General features: G+C 72.5%; 15 protein-coding genes. 8 read left to right on the top strand and 7 right to left on the bottom strand.

The features are described from left to right. The first annotated feature begins 25 nt into the window (after window positions 1-25). A complete protein-coding gene (locus IEY96_RS08130; protein ID WP_189194157.1) occupies window positions 26-586 on the top strand; it encodes a TFIIB-type zinc ribbon-containing protein in 561 nt (186 codons plus the stop codon). A 223-nt stretch (window positions 587-809) separates the two neighbouring features. Here the strand turns inward: IEY96_RS08130 and IEY96_RS08125 are convergent, their stop codons facing one another. Beyond that, complete coding sequence (locus IEY96_RS08125; protein WP_189194156.1) at window positions 810-1142, bottom strand: YciI family protein; 333 nt, start codon at window positions 1140-1142, stop codon at window positions 810-812. Between the two features lie 176 nt (window positions 1143-1318). Here IEY96_RS08125 and IEY96_RS08120 point away from each other — a divergent pair, with 176 nt between their 5' ends. Further along, complete coding sequence (locus tag IEY96_RS08120; protein ID WP_308429889.1) at window positions 1319-2182, top strand: aldo/keto reductase family oxidoreductase; 864 nt, start codon at window positions 1319-1321, stop codon at window positions 2180-2182. A 26-nt stretch (window positions 2183-2208) separates the two neighbouring features. Here IEY96_RS08120 and IEY96_RS08115 read toward each other — a convergent pair whose 3' ends face one another. From IEY96_RS08115 to IEY96_RS08105, 3 genes are read right to left on the bottom strand one after another with little or no spacing between them, the layout of a single operon-like run. Beyond that, the gene (locus IEY96_RS08115) at window positions 2209-4683 is read right to left on the bottom strand and encodes an FtsX-like permease family protein (RefSeq protein ID WP_189194155.1); all 2475 of its coding nucleotides are present in this window, start codon (window positions 4681-4683) and stop codon (window positions 2209-2211) included. Continuing rightward, window positions 4680-5405 (bottom strand): ABC transporter ATP-binding protein, encoded by a 726-nt coding sequence (locus tag IEY96_RS08110; RefSeq protein WP_189194154.1) that lies wholly within the window; start codon window positions 5403-5405, stop codon window positions 4680-4682. Before IEY96_RS08110 ends, IEY96_RS08115 begins: the two co-directional genes overlap by 4 nt. After that, window positions 5402-6010: a PadR family transcriptional regulator gene (locus IEY96_RS08105; RefSeq protein WP_189194153.1), complete on the bottom strand. Its 609-nt coding sequence runs from the start codon at window positions 6008-6010 to the stop codon at window positions 5402-5404. Before IEY96_RS08105 ends, IEY96_RS08110 begins: the two co-directional genes overlap by 4 nt. 207 nt (window positions 6011-6217) lie before the next feature. Between IEY96_RS08105 and IEY96_RS08100 the strand changes: the two genes are divergently transcribed. The 3 genes from IEY96_RS08100 (at window position 6218) to IEY96_RS08090 (ending at window position 10549) form a co-directional block, all read left to right on the top strand. Beyond that, window positions 6218-6766 carry a hypothetical protein gene (locus IEY96_RS08100; protein WP_189194152.1) on the top strand — a complete coding sequence of 183 codons (549 nt, stop codon included), beginning with the start codon at window positions 6218-6220 and terminating at the stop codon, window positions 6764-6766. A 368-nt stretch (window positions 6767-7134) separates the two neighbouring features. Beyond that, a complete protein-coding gene (locus IEY96_RS08095; RefSeq protein WP_189194151.1) occupies window positions 7135-9735 on the top strand; it encodes an acylase in 2601 nt (866 codons plus the stop codon). 172 nt (window positions 9736-9907) lie between these two features. After that, window positions 9908-10549, top strand: coding sequence for an 8-oxoguanine DNA glycosylase OGG fold protein (locus tag IEY96_RS08090; RefSeq protein WP_189194150.1), 642 nt, complete (start codon window positions 9908-9910; stop codon window positions 10547-10549). Window positions 10550-10564: 15 nt separating this feature from the next. On the opposite strand, the gene IEY96_RS08085 is transcribed toward IEY96_RS08090, so the two are convergent. Continuing rightward, window positions 10565-11491: an NAD-dependent epimerase/dehydratase family protein gene (locus IEY96_RS08085; protein ID WP_189194149.1), complete on the bottom strand. Its 927-nt coding sequence runs from the start codon at window positions 11489-11491 to the stop codon at window positions 10565-10567. A gap of 362 nt (window positions 11492-11853) precedes the next feature. Here IEY96_RS08085 and IEY96_RS08080 point away from each other — a divergent pair, with 362 nt between their 5' ends. Together IEY96_RS08080 and IEY96_RS08075 are read left to right on the top strand one after the other, a co-directional pair. After that, window positions 11854-12744: a DMT family transporter gene (locus IEY96_RS08080; protein ID WP_229791437.1), complete on the top strand. Its 891-nt coding sequence runs from the start codon at window positions 11854-11856 to the stop codon at window positions 12742-12744. A 131-nt stretch (window positions 12745-12875) separates the two neighbouring features. Beyond that, entirely contained in the window at window positions 12876-14198 is a 1323-nt protein-coding gene (locus IEY96_RS08075) for an AAA family ATPase (protein ID WP_189194147.1), read from the top strand. 10 nt (window positions 14199-14208) lie between these two features. Here IEY96_RS08075 and IEY96_RS08070 read toward each other — a convergent pair whose 3' ends face one another. Continuing rightward, the gene (locus IEY96_RS08070; RefSeq protein ID WP_189194146.1) at window positions 14209-14973 is read right to left on the bottom strand and encodes an SDR family oxidoreductase; all 765 of its coding nucleotides are present in this window, start codon (window positions 14971-14973) and stop codon (window positions 14209-14211) included. A gap of 99 nt (window positions 14974-15072) precedes the next feature. On the opposite strand from IEY96_RS08070, the gene IEY96_RS08065 reads away from it, so the two are divergent. Next, window positions 15073-15918 (top strand): helix-turn-helix transcriptional regulator, encoded by an 846-nt coding sequence (locus IEY96_RS08065; RefSeq protein ID WP_189194145.1) that lies wholly within the window; start codon window positions 15073-15075, stop codon window positions 15916-15918. Between the two features lie 16 nt (window positions 15919-15934). On the opposite strand, the gene IEY96_RS08060 is transcribed toward IEY96_RS08065, so the two are convergent. Further along, complete coding sequence (locus IEY96_RS08060; RefSeq protein WP_189194144.1) at window positions 15935-16441, bottom strand: tetratricopeptide repeat protein; 507 nt, start codon at window positions 16439-16441, stop codon at window positions 15935-15937. Window positions 16442-16461: the final 20 nt, after the last annotated feature.

The raw sequence follows: 16461 nt of genomic DNA, 5'->3' as shown, positions 1-16461 counted from the left end.
TCCCCAGCGGCCGCGGCGCGGGCGTATGGTCGGCGCTGTGGTAGGAGCGGGGCATCGATACCGCTACGTCGGCCCGGCCGACGTGCGGGCCTCGGTCGCGGACGCCCCCGAGGGCTGGCCCATCCGATCACCGGCCGATCTCGACGCCTACCTGGCGGCCGCGGATCCACGCGACCGCGACGAGCCCTTCACGTACGTCATCGAACCTGCCGGCACCCTGCGGCTCGCGCCGAGACGCAGCGAGCACGTCGCCTGCGCCGGCGGTGGGGAGGTCCTCGGCGCGGGCGAGATCGCCTTCACGGGCGAGCGAGGCGACTGGGTCGTCACCGAGGTGAGCAACCACTCCACCGGCTACTGCCCCGATCCCACCTCGTGGCTGGCGGTGGCGGGCGCCCTAGACCGGGCGGGTCTCGACCACCCGGAAGGCTTCACCGTGGCAGTCGTCTTCCGGCGCTGCCTGGACTGCGGCGATCGTAACCTCGTCCGCGACGAGGACTACGTCTGCGCGCTCTGTGGTGCTGACCTGCCGGAGGATGTGGAACCTCGGCTGACGACCCAGCCGGCGACCGACCAGCGTTCGCGCTGACGACAGGAGCCGGCTGATCGTCAGCCCCGGCAGGCAGGAACTGATGCCGCCACGGACGGGAGCAGAGCCGGGGGAGCGGCGAAATTGGTACGGCGGTGCCGGCCGCACCCTCAGTGGGCCGTCCGGGTCTGTACCTCGATCAGGTTGCCCTCGGGGTCGCGCAGGTAAGCCGAGAGCAACCCACCCACGCCGGTCGGCGGCCGCGGCCACCACCACCTCGGCCTTACGGTGCCTCCAGCAACGGCCAAACCTCGACGACTCCCTGCGCGACGGCGCATGGCGTCCTCGACGCGATCTGAGTGGCTTCCTCCAGCGTCTCCGCCTCGATGATCGCGAATCCGGCCACCGGCAGCGCGGAGGACAGGAACGAGCCGCTCTGCACGGTCATGCCGGCGCCGTTGAGGTTCCGCACCTGTACGGGAGAGTCGGCAATACCCATCACGGTCCCGGCCTCGCGCAGGCGCATGTCATGGGCGTGCGCCTCGTCGAGTACCGCAGCCTCGGTACTGTCGTAGCCCTCCCGGTCCCCATATCCGATCGTCACGAATCTCGCCACCACAGGCTCCCTTCTGCTTGCCACGAAAATCGTCATACCTTCAGTGCCCATCGTGGCCACCGCGAACCAGGACAACGTGGTCGACGAGAACGCGCCTCGCCGTCTGTGCCGCCGGGGTTTGGTGGCCGGGCCCGCGGGAAACCCGCGGGTTTGTCACCACAGGGAGAGGAAGCCGCATGACGTCGACCAGCCTGCCCGGCGGCACGTTCCGCATGGGGGATCTGACGGTCACCCGGATGGGGTACGGCGCGATGCAGCTGGCCGGCCCGCACGTCTTCGGCCCACCGGCCGACCGTGCCGCTGCCGTGGCCGTGCTGCGGGAGGCCGTCGACCTGGGGATCAACCACATCGACACGTCCGACTACTACGGCCCGTACGTCACCAACGAGATCATCCGGGAGGCCCTGCACCCGTATCCGGATGGCCTGCACATCGTCACCAAGGTCGGGGCGCTGCGCGACGCCGAGGGCAACTGGCCGCCGGCCCTCGCTCCGGAGCAGCTACGCCAGGCCGTACACGACAACCTGCGCCGCCTCGGCCTCGACGTGATCGATGTCGTCAACCTGCGCGTCGGCGGGTTCGACCGGCCCACGCCCGGCTCGATCGAGGAGCCGTTCACGGTCCTTGCGGAGCTGCAACAGCAGGGGCTGATCAAGCATCTTGGGCTCAGCACCGTCAACGCCGAGCAGGTCGCCGAGGCGCAGTCCATCGCGTCGGTGGTGTGCGTGCAGAACTTCTACAACATCGCCAACCGCGACGACGACGACCTGATCGACTCCCTCGCCGCGCAGGGCATCGCCTACGTTCCCTACTTCCCGCTCGGCGGCTTCTCCCCGCTGCAGTCCGAGGAACTGCACGCCGTCGCCGCCCGCCTGGAGGCCACCCCGCTGGCAGTCGCGCTGGCCTGGCTGCTGCACCGGTCCCCGAACATCCTGCTCATTCCCGGCACCTCATCCGTCGCGCACCTGCGCGAGAACGTCGCCGCCGCCGCGCTGACCCTCCCCGACGAGGCCCTGACCGAGCTCAACACCATCGACTGACGGGCCCAGCACCCGAATTCGGGCAGTCAGTCCAGCCTGCGGCGGCCCAGCCATGGTGGTTCGCGGCCGGCGAGCACCCAGCCGGCGACCGCGGCGAGCACCGGCAGCCCGAGAGTCGTCGCCGCCAGGTGCGCGACCGGCACGTCGGTGAGCGCGTCGAGGTCGCGGTGCAGCACGCTGGCCAACCCGGCATAGGCGCCAACGACGCCGAGGAGGGCGCCGAGCAGCGCGAGCGCCCCGGCGGTCGTGGCGGTCAGGGTGCGTCGGACCCGCCTCGGTGCGCCGGTCGCGGTCAGGGTGCGCAGGTCGCCGGCCGCCTCGCCGCGGATGAGGCCGACGCTCATGGCCAGGATGCCGAGGGCGAGCAGCGCCCCGGCGGCGACCGACCCGGTCCTTAGTGACCCGAGCGAGGCCCGCTCGTGGCGGGACTCGATGGTGAAGCCGGCGCTCGCGGCGAGGTTCTGTGCCGTGGTCAGCTCGTGCTCGGTGAGCGGGTGGTTCGCCTCGATGAGCCAGCCGACCCGCGTGGGCTGCCAGCCGTGGCGGGACATCATGCTCGCGGTGACCATCGAGTTCGGCATCGAGGAGTAGCGGGCGCCCGGGAGCGCCTGGGTCTTCGGGTACACGCGGCGTTCGGGGATGTTCACCAGCTCGAGTGCGCCGGTGCGGACGGTGAGCACCTCGGTGTCGGCCGCGACCGCCGCACTGTCCAGCCGGTAGAGCCGCAGCAGCTCCGGGGTGGCGACGTAGAGGGGGTACGTCGTCATGTGCTGGCGGTCGGCAACCGGCGTGCCGATCTCGACGGCGGGATGGCCGGGCTGGCCTCCGGGCTCGCCCGGGTCGGTGTAGGAGGCGACCACCGCCATGTCGAGCGGGGTCACGGTGGGCGTGCCGAGGTTGCCGGCCATCGTGTCGACCTGGGCCTGCAGGCCGGCCATCTGCTCCGGGGTGCGTACCGGGATCACCGGGCTGGGTCGGCCGATGCGGATCAGGAGCTGGCCCTCGGCCAGATTGCCCAGACCGGCAGCCTGCTTGGCCTGGTAGTCGGCGGCGGCGGAGCCGGCGACGACCGCCACCGAGATCCCCAGGGCCAGGCTGATCGCGGCGAGCGCCGCGCCGGCCCGGGCCTGGTAGCGGACCAGGTCGGTCAACGCCAGCCGGACGGCCACCGGCATCCCGCCGCGCGCCGCGGCCAGCGACCGGATCGCCGCCGGCCCGACGAAGAGCACACCGGCGGCCGTGGCGAGTGTGCCGGCGGAGATCAGCACCGGTCTGGTCCCGCCGGAGAGCAGCAGGCAGGTGACACCGGTGGCGAGCAGGACCACGGCGACCACCGCGGTGCGCCGGGCCGGTCGGGGCCGTGGCGGCCGCGCCGACAATGCGCTCATGATCGGGGTACGCGCGATGGCCCGCGCCGGCCACCACGCGGCGGCGGTGGCGGTCGCCACGGCCAGCACCATCCCCGCGCCGATCGTCGCCCAGGGCAGGTCGAACCGGTCGATGCGGTGCCCGGCGGCGGTCTCCACCCGCTCGGCGACGAGCAGCCAGGCGGCGACGCCGACGGCGGTGCCGAGCACCGCCGCGACCGCCCCGACGACGGTGCCGTTGGCGAGCATCACCAGCCGCAGGTGCCGTCGGGTGGCGCCCATCGCGGCGAGCATGCCGAGTTGCCGCAGCCGGCGTTGCGCCACCACGATGAACCCGGCCGCGGCGACGAGCGACACCAGCAGCAGGCCGACGGTGGCCAGCGCCAGGGTGGTGGCGGCGATCACGGTACGGCTCGTGCCGGGCCGCGACTCGCGTACGAGGGGACCGTCGATGGTCGCGCGGAACGCCTCCAGGTCAGCCCGGCCCCCGGCGACGAGGACGGTGACGGTCTTCGGCGGGTCGGCGTGCGCCGCGTCCACCAGGGCGAACTCGTCGGTCAGGTCCCTGGGGTTCTCCACCATCCCGACGACCAGCCGGTCGTGGCCGTCGAGGCTGACCCGCTTGCCGAGTCCGGTCCGCAGGGTGCGCGCCACCGCGTCGGTGAGCGCGACCTCGCCCGTGCCGGCCGGGTACCGCCCCTGCCGCACCGCCAGCATCGGTGGCCCGTACGCACCCGCGGGGTCCTGCGCCCGGACGTCGATCGGGTCGAACAGGCCCGGCACCGACACGTAGCGGTGACCGATCGCCTCGATCGTGCCGAACCACTGCCGCGCGGCGGCGAGCCGGGAGTCCAGGGCGGCCGGGTCGCCGCCGTCGAGCTGCAGGAGGTGGTCGGCGCGCCCGAACGTGGCGTCGCTGGAGGAGGCCATGTTGTAGGTCGCCGAGACGGCGAACGTGGCACCCGTGACCGCGACCGTGAGCAGCGCGAGGGTGAGTACCTGTTGGCGCCACTCGCGGCGGAACAGCCGTACCGCCCACCGGATCACGGCCCGGCGGGCCGGCAGGCCGCCGCCCGGGGCGCGGCGGGGCGTCGGCCGGTCGGTGGCCGGCGGGGTGGCCGTGGTCGCCGTCACGGGGCCACGTCCCCGGCGAGCAGCGTGTCCGGGCCGACCGTCGGCGCGGTCTGGTCGACCACCCGGCCGTCCCGGAGGAACACCACCCGGTCGGCCCAGGACGCGAGCTGCGCGTCGTGGGTCACCATCACCCCGGCGATCCCGCGCTTGCAGGCCGCGCGCAGCATCCGCATGACCGCCTCGCCGTTGGTCGAGTCCAGCGCGCCGGTGGGCTCGTCGGCGAGCAGCAGGCGCCGGTCGCCGACCACCGCGCGGGCGATCGCGACCCGCTGGCGTTCGCCGCCGGACAGGTCGTCGGGGAAGCGCGTGGCCCGCTCGGCCAGCCCCAGTTCCTCGAGTACGCGCAGGCCGGCGGCCCGGGCGGCCCGCGCGCCGACGCCGTCGAGTTCCAGCGGCAGCGCCACGTTCTCGACGGCGGAGAGCCCGGCGAGCAGATTCAGGTCCTGGAAGACGAAGCCGATGGACCGGCGGCGCAGCCTCGCCCGCGCGTCGGCGGACATGGTCGACACGTCGTCACCACAGACCAGCACCGCACCGTCGGTCGGCTCCTCGAGGCTGCCGGCGATCGTCAACAGGGTGCTCTTCCCGGAGCCGCTCGTCCCCATGATCGCCACCAGCTCACCGGCGTCGACGGTGAGGTCCACCTGCCGCAACGCGGATACGGCGGCGTGGCCCGCGCCGTACACCTTGGACACCTGGCGCATGCTCAGCACCGCGCTCATCGACGGGCCTCCTCGCGTGCCGGCGCGGGCTGGGCCGGTTCGTCGGCTGCGGCCGGCTTGGCGCGGTCGCTCGGCGCCGCGCCGGCGGTGGGCGTGGCCGGTAGGCGGCGCAGTCGGGCGTCGGCCGCGTCGAGCCAGCGGACGACCGACTCGAGCCGGAACAGCTCCGCGTCGACGACGAGGCCGAGCGCGATGTCCTCGGGGTCCGCCTCGGCCTTGAGGTGGGTGTACCGCTGCATCTCCTCGACCAGGCGCCGGCGGTGGACCTGGAGGATCTCCCGTACGTCGACGCCGGGCATGCGTACCGCCACCTGCACCTTGATGACCAGTTCGTCGCGCGGTGGCGCCGTGGCGTCGGGTGGGGTCCGCAACCACGTGTCCAGTTCCCGCTCGCCGCCGGCGGTGATCCGGAACCGTCGCTGCGCGCCGTCGCGCTCGTCCGACTCGACGAGCCCTTCGCGTTCGAGGCGTTGCAGCGTCGTGTAGACCTGGCCGACGTTGAGCGGCCACACCTCACCCGTGCGGGCCTCGAACTCCTGCCGGAGTTGCAGGCCGTACTTGGCTCCCTCGGTCAGCAGCGCCAGCAAGGCATGTCGGATGCTCATGGTCCACCATCCAGCGTGATTATACCGGGTATGATACTCGGTATACTCACGTTGTCCAGCCACTTCGGACATGAGCTGTCAGCCCAGCCGGCGCGCTCAACTCCGATGAGGCACTCCCACGATCGACCCGATGCCCGCGACAGGTCCAGCGGGCCGGACCAGCGTGATCGTCCACCGCGGCCGCCGCGCGGGCGTAGGGTCGGTGCCGTGGCAGGGGTGGGGCGTCGATACCGCTACGTCGGCCCGGCGGACGTGCAGGCGTCGGCCGCCGACGTCCCCGAGGGCTGGCCCGTCCGATCGCCGGTCGATCTCGACACCTACCTGGCGGCCGCGGATCCGCGCGACCATGACGAGCCGTTCACCTATGTCATCGACCTCGACGCTACGTTGCGGCTCGCGCCGAGACGCAGCGAGCACGTCGCCTGCGCCGGTGGTGGGGAGGTCCTCGGAGCGGGGGAGATCGCCTTCGCCGACGAGCGGGGCGGCTGGGTCGTCACCGAGGTGAGCAACCACTCCACCGGGTACTGCCCCGATCCCACCTCCTGGACGGCGGTCGCGGGCGCCCTCGACAAGGCCGGTATCTGTCACCCGGAATGCTTCACCGCGGCCGTCGTCTTCCGGCGCTGCCTTGACTGCGGCGAGCGCAACCTCGTCCGCGACGACGACTACATCTGCGCGCTCTGCGGTGCTGAGCTGCCGGAGGATGTGGAACCTCGGCTGGTGGCCCAGCCGTCGACCGACCAGCGTTCGCGCTGAGAAACGGCCAACGCGGCGCGCCCAGTGAGGTGGCGCCGAGGCTCGCCGTATCGCCGGCGTGGATCAGGGACAGCTTGCGCCAGGCGGCCGGGCCTGGCGCCCCATCATGCGCCCGGAGCCGCGGAACCGATCAGACCGCCGTCATCCGGTCGCTGCTGCACCGGCTCGCCTTCGAGCTGCAACGCCGTACGCAGAAGCGGGACGAGGCGTGCCATGAGGGTCAGCGAATCAGAGACGCCCTCCGCTCCTGGCACTCCTCGCTAAGCCACCAAAACGGATCGAAATAGCAATTTCCCTCGATGTTCGCATCACACAGGCATCGTGAACTTCAAGCCGATTTGGACGGTTGACAGGCGAGGAGGACTCTGATGCCCCATTCACATCCGTGGCGACGCCGGCTCGCCGCGATCACCGCCCTCGCCCTGCTCGCCGTCACCCTGACCGTTCCCACCGGGCCCGCCGCCGCCCGAGAGGCCGGGTACGAAGCCCTCATCCGCCGCGCCTCCTACGGCGTACCGCACATCACGGCTCGCGACTTCGGCAGCCTCGGCTTCGGCGTCGGCTACGCCCAGGCCGAGGACAACATCTGCCTCATCGCCGAGAACGTGGTGACCGTCCGCGGCCAGCGCACCCGCTGGTTCGGCCCGACGGGCGAGGACGGCAGCAACGTCACCAGCGACCTGTTCCACCAGAAGGCCATCGACGACAGGACCGTCGAGCGTCTGCTCACCGGCCCCCGCGACGGCATCCACGCGCCGTCGCAGGAGGTGCGCGACCTGGTCGGCGGCTTCGCCTCCGGCTACAACGCCTACCTGCGCCGCACCGGCCCGGCCGGCATCACCGACCCGGCCTGCGCTGGCAAGCCCTGGATGCGTCCGATCACCGAGCTGGACGTCTGGCGCGTTCACTGGACGACCATGGTCCGTGCCGGCTCCGTGGCCCTCGCCGACGGCATCATCGCCGCCGCCCCACCCGCTGTGCGCACCCCCCAGCCCGATGCTGGCGCCTCCGGTGATGCCGTGCCCTCAACCGCCATGACCACTCCGGGGAGGCGGGGGACCGCTGAGCAATCCAGCCGCACCACGCAGTCCACCCGGTCAACCCGGGTCAGCGGGACGCCCGCAGCGACAGAATCGGCAACCGGAAGCGCGAAGGTGATCACGGGCCAACTGCCCGCACCGAGAGCAGCCGCCGTGGTCAAGGCCCGCGACGGCGCGCCGGCAGGGCTGGGCAGCAACGCGTACGGCCTCGGCCGGGACGCGACGGCCAGCGGCAACGGGATGCTGCTGGCCAACCCCCATTTCCCGTGGGACGGCCCGGAGCGGTTCTACCGGATGCACCTCAAGTTGCCCGGCCGCTACGACGTCGAGGGCGCGGCCCTGGTGGGCGATCCGATCGTCGAGATCGGCCACAACGGCAAGCTGGCCTGGAGCCACACCGTCTCCACGGCCCGCCGCTTCGTCTGGCACAAGCTGACCCTCGTCCCCGGCGACCCGACCAGCTACCTCTACGACGGTCGATCCCGAAAGATGACCGCCCGCACGGTCGCCATCAGCGGATCAGGCGAGCGCCGCATCCTCTACGACACCCACTTCGGCCCGGTCGTGCTGGTTCCCGGCGTCTTCGACTGGACCGCCGACACCGCGTACGCGATCTCCGACCCCAATGCCGCGAACCTCCGCGCGCTCGACGGCTGGCTCGCGATGGGCCGCGCGAGAGCCACCAGGGAGCTGCGCAAAGAGTTGGACCGGCGGCAGTTCCTGCCCTGGGTCAACGTGATCGCCGCGGACCGCTCCGGCACCGCCCTCTACGCCGACCACTCGGTCGTGCCCCGGGTCACCGACCGGCTCGCCGCCGCCTGCATCCCGCCCGTCTGGCGCGACCTCTACGCCACCACCGGCCAGGCCGTCCTCGACGGCTCCCGGTCCCGCTGCGCGCTCGGCCGGGATCCCGACGCCGCGGTGCCCGGCATCCTCGGCCCGGCGCACCTGCCCACGCTGGTCCGCCGCGACTATGTCACCAACTCCAACGACAGCTACTGGCTGGCCAACCCGGCCCGACCGCTGACCGGCTTCCCGCGCGTCATCGGCGACGAACGGACCGAGCGCAGTCTGCGTACCCGCCTCGGCGTGGACCAGGTGCGGCAGCGGCTGGCCGGCAGCGACGGGCTCCCGGGCACCCGCTTCACGGTCGACCGGCTGTGGGCGGTCACCCTCGGCAACCGGACGTACGCCGGCGAGCTGGTCCGCGACGACCTCGTGAAGGTCTGCACCGCGCACCCGGTGGCCCCCGCGTCGGACGGGACCAGGACGGACCTCACCGCCGCCTGCAGGGCGCTGCGCGGTTGGGACCTGCGGGTCGACCTGGACAGCCGCGGCGCGCACCTGTTCAGCGAGTTCACCCTGGCCGGCGGGCTGCGCTTCGCCGACCGCTTCGACCCGGCGGCCCCGCTCACCACCCCGCGCCGCCTCGCCGTCGACGACCCGAAGGTACGCACCGCGCTGGCCGACGCCGTCCGCCGCCTGGTCGGCATCCCTCTCGATGCCCGCCTCGGCGACCTTCAGACCGAGCCGCGCGCCGGCCGGCGGATTCCGATCCACGGCGGTCGTCCGGAGCCGGGCGCGTTCAACATGGCCGTCGACATGCTGGTGCCCGGCGTCGGCTACCCGAAGGTGCGGCACGGCACCTCGTACCTCATGGCCGTCGAGCTGGGCCCGGGCGGGCCGTCGGGCCGGCAGCTGCTCACCTACTCGCAGTCGGCCAACCCGAACTCACCCTGGTACGCCGACCAGACCACGCTCTACTCCCGGAAGGGTTGGGACACGATCAAGTTCACCGAGCGGCAGCTGCGGGCCGACCCGAACCTGGTCAGCTACCGGGTGGGGGAGCATCTGTCGGGCAGCGTCGTCTGCCCCGGCTGGTGCCAGAACTCGCCCATCGTGAACCACTCATCCAGCGCCGGGTCGTAGAGGTTCTGGAGGCCGCACTGAAGCCTGACTCACCACCGAACCCTCGCGGTTGGCCCGAACGGCGGCCCGGGCGGGATACCGCCACCTGCCCGGGCGGGGCGGCGTGGGCCCCGGCGCCGCCAATAGCGTTCGGGTGACCGGTCAGCGATCCCCACCACATCGAGGAGGATGCGTGAGCCAGCCACCCAGCCCGGCACTCCCCGGCGAGCCGAAACCCGTGACCGTGCACATCGAGAAGTGGCGTGCCGCGCTTCCGCCGGACGCCTGGCCCGACGGCTTTCCCGAGGTCGGGTCAGTGTGGCGGCGGGACGTCTTCACCGTCGCCAAGGCGTGGCGCGTCGGAGAGGCGCACCCCCGGCAGTTGCTGAGCGCGGTGCTCATGTGGGGTTACGGCCCGATCGGCTACGGCCCGTGGCGCACCGCGCGGTCGCTGGAGGGCGACCCGGACGGCAAGCGGCTGGCGTACGCGCTCGAAGGGCTGCGCACGCCCGACCCGGACGAGGATGCCCTGCGGACCGCCTACCAGCGCCTGCGTGACCCGAAGGAGTCGCGGCTGCCGCGTCTCGGCCCCGCGTTCTTCACCAAGCTGCTCTACTTCGCCGGCTACCGGCGCGGCGCGGCCGGCCGGCAACCGCTCATCCTCGACAGCGTCGTTCGGCGTCGGTTGCCCGTCGACGCCGGTATGCGACGCGAGTCCGGGTGGGTGTCGGAGGAGTGGCTCGCCTACCTGGGCTGGGCGGCGGATCAGGCGCACCGCCGGGGCGTCGAGCCCGACGAGGTGGAGATGGCGCTGTTTCACGACCGCTGGAGCTGACCGGGCGGCGGGCGCTCAGCTGGTCGCCCTCGCGATCAGCGGGATGCCCTCACGGTAGGTCGGCACCCCCGGAGCCCAGCCCAGTTCGCGCTTGGCCTTGGCGTTGGAGACGCGCATCGAGGTGGTCATCATCGCGTGCGCGTACGGGATGGGCCGCAGCATCCAGCTCGGGACCCGCCACGGCCGGCGGGCCCCGAATGCGGCCGCGAGCGTGTCCAGGTAGTCGCCCCAGCGCACCGGCTCGTCGTCGACGATGTTGTAAGCCTGCCCGGCCCGCCCCTTCTCCAGCGCGGCCACGGTCGCCGCGGCGGCGTCCTCCAGGTAGATGAAGTTGGCGAAGCCACCGGACGAGGGCACCGGCAACCGGCGCTTGCGCACCAGGTTGACGATCATGTTCGTCATGCGGTCCTGCCCGTAGAAGAACCCGTAGCGCAGCGCGATGCCCTCCATCTCGTCGGCCGAGAACACCTGCTCCTCGGTGGAGCCCATGGCCGCGACGGCCTCTCCCAGCTTGCCGCTCACCGGTTCGGCGAACGGGTCGTCCTCGCTGATCACGCGCGGGCCGTGATCGCGGTAGCCGTAGCCCAGCACGATCGACTGGGTGAGGAAGCGGTGGGCGCCGACCGCCCGGGCCGCCGCGAGCAGGTTGGCCGTGCCGGTGGTACGCAGGGCGTTCGTGCCCTGAAGCGCCTCGCCCATCTTCGTGGTGCCCAGCGCCGTCAACTCATGGACGACCGCGTCGGCCCGCACGTCCCGTACGGCGGCGAGCAGATTCTCGCGGTCCAGCACGTCGGCCACCACGGCCTCGGCGCCGGCGTTGCGCAGCCGCTCGGCATTGGACTCGCTGCGGCTGATGCCGACCACCTGGTGGCCGGCGGCGATGAGTTGGCGGGTGAGGGGCGTACCGATCGCGCCCGACGCGCCGGCGAGCAGCACTCTCATGGCTTCGGTTCCTTCCTGTAGGTCCCGCCTCTATGGACGGAGTGCCGGTCGGACGTGTGATGACCCTGCGGTGTGGCGTCTCGCACAGCCGTCGTGGCCCCTGGTGGCCCCGACCCATGAGAGGCGCCGGCGAAATCGGGTTCGTGGCGTCCGGTGGCGGTGCCTAGGATCGGGTCATGGGCCGGACCTTCGACATCATCTCCCCGCCGCGCTCCTGAGCGGGGCGCCTCTGCTCATCGTGTCCCGCCGGTGTCGGCTGGACGCGCGGTTCACCCAGCGCTGAGTCCGGCACGCCCCGCTTCCGCGACCCCAATTCCTCTCGTCGCAGGAGCGATTTCCTCATGCTTGTCTCCGAACAGCCGGTGGCCGCCGCCCGACGCTCCGCCACCGGCCTGTGGTCGCTTGTCCCCGCCGGCGTGCTGTGGGGCACCGGTGGCCCCACCGGCAGCCTCCTCGCCCACGAAACGGGGCTGTCACCGCTGGCGGTGGCGTCCTACCGGCTCGCCGTCGCGGGCATGCTCGTCATCAGCTGGCTCTGCCTGGCGCGAAAACCGCTGCCCCGCGGCCGGGAAGCCTGGGCTCGGATAACCGTGAACGCACTGCTCGCCGCGGTTTTCCAGGCCTGCTTCTTCGCAGCGGTGTCACTGACCAACGTCAGCCTCGCCACGCTGCTCACCATCGGCGCCTCACCAGCCCTGGTCCTGTTCGCTGAACGGGTCGCCGGACGGCGGCGGGTCAGCGCGTCGATGCTCGCCGCAGTGGCGCTGGCCGTGGCCGGTCTGGCCCTGCTCGTCGGCACGCCGGCTGGCGACATCACCACCACCGGCGCGCTCACCGGGGGCGGACTGGCGTTGCTGTCGGCCGCCGGCTTCGCCGCGATGACATTGATCGGCACCCGGCCCGTCGCCGGTCTCGACGATCTCACCGCCACCGGCGTGAGCTTCGCCATCGGCGGGGCCGTGCTCGCCGCCGCGTCGACATTGACGTCCGGCATGAGCTTCGTCCCGACGCCGACGTCAGTGGGGTTGCTGCTCCTACTGGGCGCCGTGCCCACCGCGATGGCGTACGCCCTGTACTTCCGCGGCCTGCGCACCACCCCGGCCGGTACGGCAGCGCTGATCGCGCTGCTGGAACCACTCGTCGCCACACTCCTGGCCACCCTGTTCCTCGGCGATCGCCTGAGCTCGACCGGGCTCGTCGGCGCTGGGCTGATCATCACCGCCATGGTGCTGAACACCCGCGGGCACCGCTGACAGAGAGGGGCCCGGGCAGGACCAACAGGACCTGCCCGGGCCCCGGGTGTCGGCAGGTGGGCAGCGTCGCCGCTGACGGACCCGGCTCGTATGGTGGCGGGGCGTGGCAGTCGGCTCGGGGAGGGTGGCTCATGCTCGCGGAACTGACAGCTCCGCCGGCCGTCGCGGCCGAGCGGGTGATCACCGCCGTGCTGGCCGACCTGCGCTCCGGCGACCACCGGGGCGTGGTGGTCGACTCGCCGCCAGGTGCCGGGAAGTCCACCCTCGTGGTCCGCGCCGCGGTCGAGCTGGCCGCCGCCGGCGAGCCGCTGATCGTCGTGGCGCAGACCAACGAGCAGGTCGACGACCTCATCGACCGGCTCGCCCGCAAGGCCCCCGAGCTGCGCATCGGCCGGCTCTCCGCCACCGACTACCAGCCCACCGACCGGGTCAAGGGCCACGACACGGTCCGGGTCGCCGCCAAGGTCGCCGACCTCGGTGGTTCGGCCGTCGTGATCGGTACGGCCGCGAAGTGGGCCACCGTCGCCGAGGGCGTCTGGCCGTGGGCGATCGTGGACGAGGCGTACCAGATGCGCTCGGACGCGCTGCTGCGCGTGGCCGGGCGGTTCGAGCGGGCGCTGTTCGTGGGCGATCCGGGGCAGCTCGACCCGTTCTCGACGGTGGAGACCGCGCGGTGGACGGGGCTGACGTGGGATCCCATGCAGTCGGCGGTGGCCACCCTGCTGCGGCACAACCCGGAGCTGCCAGTGCACCGGTTGCCGGTGTCGTGGCGGCTGCCCGCCACCGCCGCGCCGGTGGTGGCCGCCGCGTTCTACCCGTTCACCGGGTTCCGCGCCGGCACCGGGCCGGCCGAGAGGGCGCTGACCTTCACCGAGCCGGGGCCGGGCGACCGCTTCGACGCGACGGTCGAGGTGGCGGCCGCCGCCGGCTGGGCGCTGCACGAGCTGCCGGCCCGGCACACGCTGCGTACCGATGGGGAGGCCGCCGCGGCCTGCGCCGCCCTCGCCCTGCGATTCCTGGACCGGAAACCGGTCGGCTTCGACGAGCACGCGCCCGGCGGCGCGCCGGTGACCGCGGACCGGATCGCCGTCGGGGCCGCGCACCGCGACCAGGTGGCGGCCATCCGGTCGCACCTGGGCACAGCAGGCGCGGGCATCACGGTCGACACCGCCAACCGGCTCCAGGGCCGGGAGTACGACGTGACGATCGTGCTGCACCCGCTCTCGGGCCGGCGGGACGCGACCGCGTTCCATCTGGAGTCGGGGCGGCTCTGCGTACTGGCGTCCCGGCACCGGCACGCGTGCGTGGTGGTGGCGCGGGCCGGGATCGCCGAGCTGCTGGACGCCCACCCCTCAACCGAGCGGGTGCACCTGGACGTGCCGGTGAAGTTCCCGGACGGCTGGGAGGCCAACCACACCATGCTCGCCCACCTGGCCGCGCACCACGCCCGCTGACCGCGGTCGCTCAGTTGCCGTGCGGGTCGGCCGCGTTGAGGGTCGCGACGACCTGGTCGTAGTCGCCGCGCGCCTCGCCGTAGCGGAGGAACTTCACCCGCTCGACCTGGATCTCCCGGGCGTCGGGCTGCGACTCGATCAGCGCGACGACCTCCGCCACGAACTCGTCGAGCGGCATGGCGAACTCGCTGGTCTCCTGGCCGGGCAGCAGCGAGGTACGCACCGCCGGCGGCTCCAGCTCCACGACCTTCACGGTCGTGTCCGCCAGCTGCAGCCGGAGCGACTCGCTGAGCATGTGGATCGCGGCCTTCGACGCGTTGTAGCTGGGGGTGACCTTGAGCGGCGTGAACGCCAGGCCCGAGGAGACCGTCATGATCGTGGCGTCCGGCTGCGCCCGCAGGTGCTCGATGAAGGCGGCGATGAGGCGGATGGGGCCGAGCAGGTTGGTCGTCACGGTCGCCTCGGCCGAGGCGAGGAACGATTCGGGCCGGTGCCAGTCCTCAATCCGCATGATGCCGGCCATGGTGACCAGGACGTTGAGGTCGGGGTGCCGCGCCAGCACCGCCTTGGCGGCTGAGTCGATGCTCGCCGGTTCCGCGGTGTCGATCTCCACGGTGTCGATGCCGGGGTGCTCGGCGGCGATCGTGTCGAGCAGGTCGGTACGCCGGCCGCCGACGATGACCGTGTTGCCCCTGGCTCGCAGTTCGAGGGCGAGGGCGAGGCCGATCCCGCTCGTGGCGCCGGGGATGAAGATGGTGTTTCCGGAGATGTTCATGCTCCGAGCCTGGCCGGCTCCGACCGGCGGATGAAGAGAGCGGTTGTCGGGGGATCGGCAATCCCTGGTTGGCCCGCACGACGGGCGGATACTGGGATCATGGACCGTGCAGCTCTGGCCGACTTCCTCCGGCGCCGCCGCGAGGCGCTGCAGCCCGGGGACGTCGGGCTGGCCGCCGGCGTCCGCCGACGCGCCCCGGGACTGCGGCGCGAGGAGGTGGCCGCCCTGGCCACCATGTCGACCGACTACTACACCCGGCTGGAACAGCAGCGCGGCCCGCAGCCGAGTCCGCAGCTGCTCGCCTCGCTGGCCCGGGCGCTGCGGCTGACGAGCGACGAACGCGACTACCTGTTCCGGGTGGCGGGGCACAACCCGCCGGCCTCGGTGTCCGTGGCGACGCACGTCTCCCCGGCGCTGCTGCGGGTGCTCGACCGGCTGGCGGACACCCCGGCGCTCATCCTGTCCAACCTCGGCGAGACCCTGGTGCAGAACCGGATGGCCGAGGCGCTGTTCGGCGACCGGTCGGGCCACACGGGCCTGGCCCGTAGCGAGATCTACCGGTGGTTCACCGACCCGGCGGAGCGGATCCGCTACCCCGAGGAGGACCGCGACCGGCAGAGCCGCGCCCAGGTCGCCAACCTGCGCGCCGCGTACGGGTCGATGGGGCCGCAGTCGCGGGCCGGTGAGCTGGTGCGGGCGCTGCAGAAGGTCAGCCCGGAGTTCGCGGAGCTGTGGGAGCGGCACGAGGTGGCCCAGCGCTTCGCGGACCACAAGACCCTGATCCATCCCGAGCTCGGGCCGATCGAGCTGGACTGCCAGGTGCTGTTCACCGAGGACCAGTCCCAGGCGCTGCTCGTGCTCACAGCGCCGCCGCGCAGCGAGGGCTACGAGAAGCTGCAACTGCTCGCCGTGCTGGGGCACGAGCGCTTCCCGGCCAGCACCTAGACGAGTAGTTCCGTGGTCAGTTGGGCTCGACCAGGAGCCGGGCGTAGTTGGCCATCGACCGCTGGTAGCGCGGCAGGTGCTTCGCGAGTGCCCCGACGGCGATCGAGACCGCCTCCCGCTCCCGGCCGACGCTGGTCAGCGCCAGCGCGAGCGTCGCGCTGACCGCGTCGTCGAGCTCGTCGGAGCCGCGCTGGCGCTCCTCGGTCAGCAGCCGGACGCTCTCCTCTGGCTGCCCGGTGTTCCGCAGCGAGCTGGACATCTGAATCACCGAGCGCCGGCGGCGGATGCCGTCGATGCCCAGCTCCAGTGCCCTTCGGTAGAGCGGAACCGCCTTGTCCGAATGACCGGTCGAGTCCCAGGCGCAGGCCCGCTCGAACGCCGCCACCGGATGATCCGGCCCCAACTCGTCGGCGAGGACGTCGACCCGCTCGCGGAACTCCACCTCGTCCCAGTCGTCGGGTGCCGCGTTGAAGGCCGCCCACAGGTCCGCGCTGCGCTGCTCCCAGTCGGCGCTCGGGTTCATCGTCGTTCTCCTCGTGATCG

This window comes from Micromonospora fulviviridis (assembly GCF_014648395.1).
In the GTDB taxonomy this organism is placed as follows: Bacteria; Actinomycetota; Actinomycetes; order Mycobacteriales; family Micromonosporaceae; genus Micromonospora; species Micromonospora fulviviridis.
This window is presented reverse-complemented; position numbering and strand designations above follow the sequence as displayed.

Excerpts from the sequence above, each read along its gene's own strand:
- IEY96_RS08105 (WP_189194153.1), bottom strand. The coding sequence starts at position 6,010 with ATGAGCATCCGACATGCCTTGCTGGCGCTGCTGACCGAGGGAGCCAAG.
- IEY96_RS08065 (WP_189194145.1), top strand. The coding sequence starts at position 15,073 with ATGGACCGTGCAGCTCTGGCCGACTTCCTCCGGCGCCGCCGCGAGGCG.
- IEY96_RS08095 (WP_189194151.1), top strand. The coding sequence starts at position 7,135 with ATGCCCCATTCACATCCGTGGCGACGCCGGCTCGCCGCGATCACCGCC.
- IEY96_RS08075 (WP_189194147.1), top strand. The coding sequence starts at position 12,876 with ATGCTCGCGGAACTGACAGCTCCGCCGGCCGTCGCGGCCGAGCGGGTG.
- IEY96_RS08120 (WP_308429889.1), top strand. The coding sequence starts at position 1,319 with ATGACGTCGACCAGCCTGCCCGGCGGCACGTTCCGCATGGGGGATCTG.
- IEY96_RS08070 (WP_189194146.1), bottom strand. The coding sequence starts at position 14,973 with ATGAACATCTCCGGAAACACCATCTTCATCCCCGGCGCCACGAGCGGG.
- IEY96_RS08060 (WP_189194144.1), bottom strand. The coding sequence starts at position 16,441 with ATGAACCCGAGCGCCGACTGGGAGCAGCGCAGCGCGGACCTGTGGGCG.
- IEY96_RS08085 (WP_189194149.1), bottom strand. The coding sequence starts at position 11,491 with ATGAGAGTGCTGCTCGCCGGCGCGTCGGGCGCGATCGGTACGCCCCTC.
- IEY96_RS08130 (WP_189194157.1), top strand. The coding sequence starts at position 26 with ATGGTCGGCGCTGTGGTAGGAGCGGGGCATCGATACCGCTACGTCGGC.
- IEY96_RS08110 (WP_189194154.1), bottom strand. The coding sequence starts at position 5,405 with ATGAGCGCGGTGCTGAGCATGCGCCAGGTGTCCAAGGTGTACGGCGCG.